Consider the following 7,223-nt stretch of genomic DNA (forward strand, 5'->3'; position numbering starts at 1 on the left):
GGGGACCGCATCCCCCTCCTCGTCGACCTGCGGGCGCTGATGCTCTTCGACGCGCAAGGCCAGCGTGTCTTCCCGCACCCCGCACAGGTGCAGAGCTTCTGAGACCGACTGCGGGTCTCGGGCACGGGTGGGCTTCAAGGGCGCCCGATGAACAACCGGGCCGGGGTGACGAGCCGGTCATGGAGTCGGGGTGGCAGGAAGAGGCCGGCGCCCAGGCCGGATGTGCGGGGCGGGTCGTCGGGTCGGGCGGCGGGCTGGGGCGGCGGGTCTGTTGGTGGGGCCGGGTCGAGGGGGAGGGCCGCTGTGATGACGGCGAGGAGGAGTCCGGTGGAGCGGTTGCTCAGGATGCGAGCGGCGGTGGTGAGGCGGTGGCGCTCGGCGAGAGGAAGCGACAGCGCCACGCAGCGGGCCTGGCCGGGAAGTGGCAGCGGGATGGCGGCGCATACATCGGTGTCGCAGTACTCCATCACGTCGAAGTGGGATCCTGCGGGACCGTGTTTGTCGAGTGTGCGGTGGAGGGTCTGCGGGTCGGTGATGGTCCTGGCGGTCAGCGAGACCGGCCGCCAGCGTGAGAGGTGGTCCTCTCTGGCGTCGGGTGTCAATTGGGACAGGATGCTCTTGCCGACCGCGCTGGCGTGGGCGCATTCCCTGAAGGGCACGTACTCGTCGACCTTCGGGGCGTCGGCGGTGTAGGAGGCATGGGTGACGGTGAGGTTGCCGTCCGTGTAGGCGCTGACGTAGATCGCGGCTCCGGTGTCCTCACGCAGCCGGTCCAGGACCTGCTGGAGCACGTCCTCGCCGCGTGCGGTCGCCTGCATCAGCGGGCCGGCCGTGTAGGTGCCGTCAGGCTGGAGGGCGGTCAGGCTGTTCTCACTGAGCCAGGCCATCAGCTCCGCGGCCGCCGCCACGGTCACGCCCGCCGCACGGGCGGCCTCGGCTACCGTGACGGAACCCTGCGAGCCGTTGACGAGGTGAAGCACATCCAGTACACGCAGCGCGGATTCCCATTCCCGTGGCTGGTGTTCGGGGGCCGGCCGTGCGGCAGGCGGGGTCCATAACGTCCGGGGCGGCGCCCACAGCCCTGGCGCGGAGTCGGCTGGTGGCCCCGTAGGGCCCGCGCTCACATACGGGCGCGCCGGGGCGGCGGCGTCGTGCCGTAACCTCTGCGCCTCTTGGCCGGTGCCACCCTCGGTGGGGGTCGTTCCGAGTGCCGAGCGGATCTCCTCGCAGAACTCCGGGTCCTCCACGACAGCCACGTCCTCGGCAGCGGTGGGCGCCGGGTGGTCGGCAGCGCTCAGCAGCCGGCGCGCGTCGCCGTGTCCGTGCCGGGCCGCCTCCGCCACCAGGAACCGCACCTCCTCGTGCGAACCGCCGCTACGGCAGGCCAGGGCCGCCAACTTGAACAGCGCCCCGGGGTGCCCCCACTCGGCAGCCACGCCCAGGCAGTCGGCGGCCGGGCCGAGCTCGCCTCGCCGCAGGGCTTTCGAACCCAGCCGGTAGAAGGAGTTCACCCGCTGCGCCGCGTCGGCGCTGAGCGCGTAGACGTCCGTCAACGGCCCGAAGTCCCCGCCGGGCCTGTCCCAGAAGTCGTGGGGTCCGGCGAGCTGGGCCAGCATGTGCGCGAGCCCGGCCGGGACCATCTGCTCCGGGTGCCCCGCCCCGCCGCCGCGGTCGTCGTCCCTGCCCACATCCGTCACCTGTTCCCCTGCTTTCCGTGCTGCCGCTTTTTCCGCTGCCCATCCCGAATGTGCCCAGCCAGGGCATGCCTCAGCTGCGTGACTGCCTTGTTGCGCAGGTTGTGCAGGCGGGCCGCCGGTATCTCGAGCGCGGCCGCGATCTCCGTGTCGCTCATGCCGCGGCTCTGCAGATCGACCACCCGCTTGCGCAGGCCGGGAGGCATGCTGGAGATCGCCGGGATGACCAGCTCGTGCAGCACCCGCTGGTCCTCGTCGCCCACCTCCCGCTGCCGCGGCACCACGGTGTCCAGGGCTTCGGTGCTGCCGAGCAGCACCGCCCCTCCGTTGGTCCGCTGTCTTTCGCGCAGCATGTCGACGGCGAGGTTGCGGGCCGTCGTCCGCAGGTATGCGGTCACCTTCGTCTCCGGCGCGAGCTCTCCCGCGGCGGCCTTGCGTGCCACGGCCAGGACGGCTTCCTGCACGATGTCCTGGCAGGTGGCCAACGACAGTGTCCGGTAGGAGCGTTGCAGCTCGGCGGGCTGTGTCCGTACGAACGCCGGGTACGCCTCCACCAGGCGCTGGCCGACCGTCGCGCTCACCGCGACGGCCTTCCCCGACAGCGGGTCGCCTACCACGCTCCGCGCTCCGACTCGGCCGCCGTATCCCCGCCGCCGACACGGACGGTGAGCTCGATACGCACGACGACGTCACCGCACGGAGCCGCCACGGGCGCGACCGGAACACTCTCCACCCGGCTCTCCTGGCCGCCCACCGCCTGTAACCCGGCGTCGGACTGTGCGGCCTCACGGCCGGCAGACTTCTTTCGCCACACGCGCACCAGTGCGCCCAGCGCGTGCACCGCGCTCACGGCGGCCGGGACGTACCCGGTCCACTCCAAGAACGGCGTCATATAGGTGGCTCTCCATCCATCGGGCAGGAACGCGGTCCGCGTCTCACCCACCAGACGTACTCGGGCCCCCCAATCTCCCCCGCAGCAACGCCAGTTCACCTGCGCGGGGGATCGCTAGAACATGAGAGCGAGATGTCGTAGGCGGATCGTCACACCCGCTCGGAGGTGGGGGCGAGGACCGGCTCAGGGCCCCGCGGCACGTCGGCTTCCTCCACGCTGACGCGCGGCAGGAGGCGGTCCAGCCAGCGGGGCAGCCACCACGTGGCGTTGGCCATCAGCGCCATGACAGCGGGAACCAGCACCATCCGTACGATCGTCGCGTCGAGCACGATCGCCGTCGCCAGGCCCAGACCCATCATCTTGACCAGCGGGGAGGGGTTGGCGACGAAGCTGAGGAACACCACCGTCATGATCAGGGCGGCGGAGGTGATCACCCGGCCCGTGGCGGCGATGCCGCGTGCCACCGACTCGGTGTTGTCCCCTGTGACCTCGTACTCCTCGCGCACTCTCGACAGCAGGAACACCTCGTAGTCCATGGACAGTCCGAAGAGCACCGCGAAGAAGATCGTGGGCAGGGGTGACACGATCGGGAAGGTTCCCTCCAGGTTGAACAGGCCCCCGAGCCACCCCCACTGGAAGACGGCGACCACGACGCCGTATGCGCCGCCGATGGACAGCAGGTTCACCACGGCGGCCTTCACCGGTATCGCGATGGAGCGGAACACCAGCATCAGCAGCAGGAACGAACTGAGCAGGATCGCGCCGACGAACACCGGCAGGGTGTCGGCGAGTTGTCGGGTGAGGTCGTCGGTCATGGCGGTCATCCCGGACACGGCGACGTTGTCGGGGACGAGGTCGCGGATGCGGTCGAGCGTCGCCGACGTCTCGGCGTCCGCGGGGGCGGTGGTGGGCTGCAGGGGCAGCACCACCGTGTCACCGGCCGCGGACGTCCGGGGCTCACCGACGGTGGCGATGCCCGGGTCGGCGGCGATGCGCTCGGACAGCGCGGGGATGTCCTCGGCGTCGGCGCCGGGGCCGCGCAGGTCGGCGACGACCAGGAGCGGGGCGTTGACGCCGGGGCCGAAGCCTTCGGTGAGCAGGTCGTAGGCGCGGCGATGGGTGGTGCTGGTCGCGTCGTTTCCCGCGTCGGGGAAGCCCGTCTCCATCCGCAGCGCGGGGGCGGCCAGCGCGAGGAGCGCTGTGGCGGCGACGATCAGGTAGGGCCATGGCCGGCCGGACACCCGGTGGGCGAAACGCCACCATGCGCTGTCCTCCGGCTTCCGCGCGGGGCGGTTACGGCCCAGGAGTCGCCGTTTGTGGATGCGGTCGCCCAGCAAGGTCAGCAGGGCGGGCAGCAGGGTGAGCGCGGTCGCGACGGCGAAGAGGACGACCAGCGAGGCGCTCAGGCCGATGGAGGTCAAGAAGCCCAGGCCGGTCAGCGCGAGGGCGCCCATCGCCACGACGACGGTGCCGCCGGCGAAGAGCACGGCCGCGCCCGCCGAGCCCATGGCGTTGGACAGGGCGGTGGGGTTGTCCTGGCCGGCTGCGTGGTTCTCGCGGTAGCGGGCCACGATGAACAGGGCGTAGTCGATTCCGACGCCCAGGCCGATCATGGCGCCGATGGTCGGGGCGGCGGTGGAGACGTCCATGGCGTTGGCCAGCAGGGTGATGCTGGCCAGCCCCGCGGCGACGGCCACCAGGGCCAGCGCTATGGGCACCAGCGCGGCCACGACCGTACCGAACGCGACCACCAGGATGACCAGTGCGGCCAGCAGGCCGGCCGCCTCCGCACCCGACGTCGGTGTCTCGGCGTTGATGAAGACGGCGTCACCGCCCAGCTCGGCCACGACACCGTCCTTGCGCAGGGGGTCGATCGCCCCGCTCAGCGCGTCGATCTGCGCGGGAGCGACCTTCATGGTGGGCACGTCGAAGGTGATCTCCGCGAAACCGATCCGCCCGTCGGGTGACATCGTGCCCGCCGGGAAGGGGCTGGTCACCGTGGTGACATGCGCAACCTCGGCCATCCGCGCGACCGCCGAGTCGACGGCAGCCCGGTGACGGTCGAGCCGTTGCCCCTCCGGTACGGCGAACACGGCCAGGGCGCTGCCTCTGGACGCTTCCGGGAAGCGCTCTTCGAGCAGGTCCATCGCCTCTTCGCTCTGGCTGCCGGGAGCGACCAGGTCATCGACGAAGGAACCGCCGGCCGTCGCGGCCACGGGCAGCAGGAGGAAAAGGGCGACGCCCCACGCGGCGATGGTGGCCCACGGCCGGCGGGCGCTCGCCCTGCCGATGCGTCGAGTAAATCGGTTCATGGATCCGTGGGCTCCTGTCAGAGGGCTGCCGCCGACGTCTTCGCACAGCGACGGCATTCGGCGTGAGGGCTCCCATCGTGGGCGCAGCAGCCGTCGCTGTCCCCGGCCGCCGGAGGGGTTCGCCGCTCCGGCCCTGGACGGGGAGAATCGGCGCGCGCCTCCCCCTGGAGGCGGACAGCCGGATCCGCCTGCCGACGGGTGCCGACGTCGCGGGCGTGGAAATACGATGGCGATCCAGGCGCCGTGACCATCGAGGTCGGCGCGGCAGATCAGCCCGGTGATGGAGCGAGGATGAACCGCACGGCACAGCCTGCCGGGACGCCGGTGCGCAGCGTGCCGTCCAAGTTCCGTGGCCCCTTCGTCCGGTGGCCGCGGATCGCGGACGCCACCCTCGCCTTCACCATGTTTGTGGCGGTGACCTTCCTGGAGGAGGGTCCGGGAGACTCCCTCGTCGTCCGCCCGGTCGTTGACCTTCCTCCGCCGGTCCTCCTGCTCTTCCTGGCAGCCGGTGCGGCGCTCTACCGGCGTCGGCACAAGCCGCTCGCCGTACTGGGCGTGGCGCTCGCGGCGTGGGCCCCGACGCTGGGCAGCAGTTACGCCAACGTGGGCGGAATCGTGATCGTCGCCCTGTACAGCGCCGGACGGCACTCCCCGGACCGGCAATGGGGGCCCCTCGGCGTCGTGGCGGCAGTCGGCGCGGTCACCATCGACGGCCTGCTCCTCTCCCTGCCCGCGGGCGAGATCGGCTTCGGCTGCCTGGTCATGCTCGGTGCCTGGTACATGGGCCGCCGCCTGCGGCTGCGCTCCGAGCGCGCTGCCCAGCGCCGTCAGGAGCAGGCCGCAGAGGCACAGCGCATCGCCGCCGAGGAGCGCACCCACATCGCCCGGGAACTGCACGACGTGGTCGCGCACCGGGTGAGCATGATGACCGTGCAGGCGGGCGCCGCCCGGATGGTGGCCGCCGAGGACCCGCAGGGCGCCCTGGAGGCGATGACGGCGGTGGAGGAAGCCGGACGCCAGGCACTGGACGAGCTGCGGCATCTTCTGGGAGTGCTGCGCCCCAAGGCCGAGCGCGACGGACTCGGCCCCCAGCCCGGCCTGACCGATCTGCCCCGGCTCGTCGCGCAGGTCCGTGAGGCCGGGCTCCACGTCTCCTTCACCGACGACATCCGCGTTCCCCTCCCGGCCCGCGTGGAGCTGTCGGTGTACCGCATCGTCCAGGAGGCCCTGACCAACGTGCTCAAGCACAGCGGACCGCACACCCGCACCGAGGTCCGCCTCGGATACGACCAGTGCGGCCCCGGCATCAGTGTCGAAGTCCTCGACGACGGCCAGGGCGCCGCCCTGCAGTCCGTGTCCGGCACCGCCCGCAGCACGGGGATGGGCGGCCACGGCATCGTCGGCATGCGGGAGCGGGCCCTGCTGCTCGGCGGCACGCTCGACGCGGGGCCGCGGCCCGGCGGCGGTTTCCGGCTGACCGCCCATCTGCCCGTCCAGCCCGTCCTCGGGGAGCCCGCGTGACCATCCGCGTCGTCGTCGCCGACGACCAGGCGCTGGTCCGCCGCGGCTTCACCATGATCCTGCGGATCAACGACGACATCGACGTCGTGGCCGAGGCGGGGACCGGGCTGGAGGCGATCGAGGCGGCACGCCGGGAACGTCCGGACGTGGTCCTCATGGACATCCGCATGCCCGAGATGGACGGTCTCGAAGCGACCTCACGGATCCTGCAAGAGGCCGACTGGCCGGTGCGCGTGCTGATCCTGACCACGTTCGAGCCGGACGAATACGTCTACGAGGCGTTGCGCGTCGGAGCCAGCGCCTTCGTCCTCAAGGACATCCCGCCGGAGCAACTCGCCGTCGCCGTACGCACCGTGGCCGAGGGCGGGGCCCTCCTGGCGCCCTCCATCACACGGCGGCTCATCGACCAGTTCGCCGAGCGCCGGGTCGTCAGCTCCGCCGCGTCGGGCCGGGTGGCGCGGCTCACCGAGCGGGAGCGCGAGGTCGTCATCGCCGTCGCCCGCGGCGCGAGCAACTCGGAGATCGCCGAGCAGCTCTTCATCGGTGCCGCGACCGTCAAGTCCCACGTGTCGAGCATCCTCGCCAAGCTCGGTCTGCGGGACCGCATCCAGATCGTGATCTTCGCCTACGAGAGCGGACTGATCGAAGCCGGTGACCACGACGTCGGTCACTGACCGCGGTTGCTCGGGGGTTGCCCTCAGTCGCTTCTGTGGACCGGCGGGGCCTGCACGGTACGGCAGGTGAGGGCGGCGTGAAGGGCACGCACCTGTGTGGCTCAGCGGCGCCCCGTAGAAGACCAACCAC

The 7,223-nt window shown here is 71.6% G+C and carries 6 protein-coding genes; 2 read left to right on the plus strand and 4 right to left on the minus strand.

The window, feature by feature from the left end; all coding sequences use genetic code 11:
* Positions 1-134 precede the first annotated feature (134 nt).
* The 4 genes from ACWD1Z_RS35960 to ACWD1Z_RS35975 all read right to left on the minus strand — a co-directional run bounded on the left by ACWD1Z_RS35960 (position 135) and on the right by ACWD1Z_RS35975 (position 4,898).
* Positions 135-1,688 carry an IclR family transcriptional regulator domain-containing protein gene (locus ACWD1Z_RS35960; RefSeq protein ID WP_451124890.1) on the minus strand — a complete coding sequence of 518 codons (1,554 nt, stop codon included), beginning with the start codon at positions 1,686-1,688 and terminating at the stop codon, positions 135-137.
* Between the two features lie 5 nt (positions 1,689-1,693).
* Positions 1,694-2,311, minus strand: a complete 618-nt coding sequence (locus ACWD1Z_RS35965) for an RNA polymerase sigma factor (RefSeq protein ID WP_451124892.1) — start codon at positions 2,309-2,311, stop codon at positions 1,694-1,696.
* Complete coding sequence (locus ACWD1Z_RS35970) at positions 2,305-2,586, minus strand: hypothetical protein (protein WP_451124894.1); 282 nt, start codon at positions 2,584-2,586, stop codon at positions 2,305-2,307. The genes ACWD1Z_RS35965 and ACWD1Z_RS35970 overlap by 7 nt, the downstream gene beginning before the upstream one ends.
* A 149-nt stretch (positions 2,587-2,735) precedes the next feature.
* The gene (locus tag ACWD1Z_RS35975) at positions 2,736-4,898 is read right to left on the minus strand and encodes an MMPL family transporter (RefSeq protein ID WP_451124896.1); all 2,163 of its coding nucleotides are present in this window, start codon (positions 4,896-4,898) and stop codon (positions 2,736-2,738) included.
* 291 nt (positions 4,899-5,189) lie between these two features.
* Here ACWD1Z_RS35975 and ACWD1Z_RS35980 point away from each other — a divergent pair, with 291 nt between their 5' ends.
* The gene (locus ACWD1Z_RS35980; protein WP_451124898.1) at positions 5,190-6,419 is read left to right on the plus strand and encodes a sensor histidine kinase; all 1,230 of its coding nucleotides are present in this window, start codon (positions 5,190-5,192) and stop codon (positions 6,417-6,419) included.
* Positions 6,416-7,093: a response regulator gene (locus ACWD1Z_RS35985; protein WP_451124900.1), complete on the plus strand. Its 678-nt coding sequence runs from the start codon at positions 6,416-6,418 to the stop codon at positions 7,091-7,093. Before ACWD1Z_RS35980 ends, ACWD1Z_RS35985 begins: the two co-directional genes overlap by 4 nt.
* Positions 7,094-7,223: the final 130 nt, after the last annotated feature.

Source organism: Streptomyces sp. NPDC002784, from assembly GCF_053592135.1.

Coding starts and splice junctions, on each gene's coding strand:
- ACWD1Z_RS35970 (WP_451124894.1), bottom strand. CDS start 2,586: ATGACGCCGTTCTTGGAGTGGACCGGGTACGTCCCGGCCGCCGTGAGC.
- ACWD1Z_RS35975 (WP_451124896.1), bottom strand. CDS start 4,898: ATGAACCGATTTACTCGACGCATCGGCAGGGCGAGCGCCCGCCGGCCG.
- ACWD1Z_RS35980 (WP_451124898.1), top strand. CDS start 5,190: ATGAACCGCACGGCACAGCCTGCCGGGACGCCGGTGCGCAGCGTGCCG.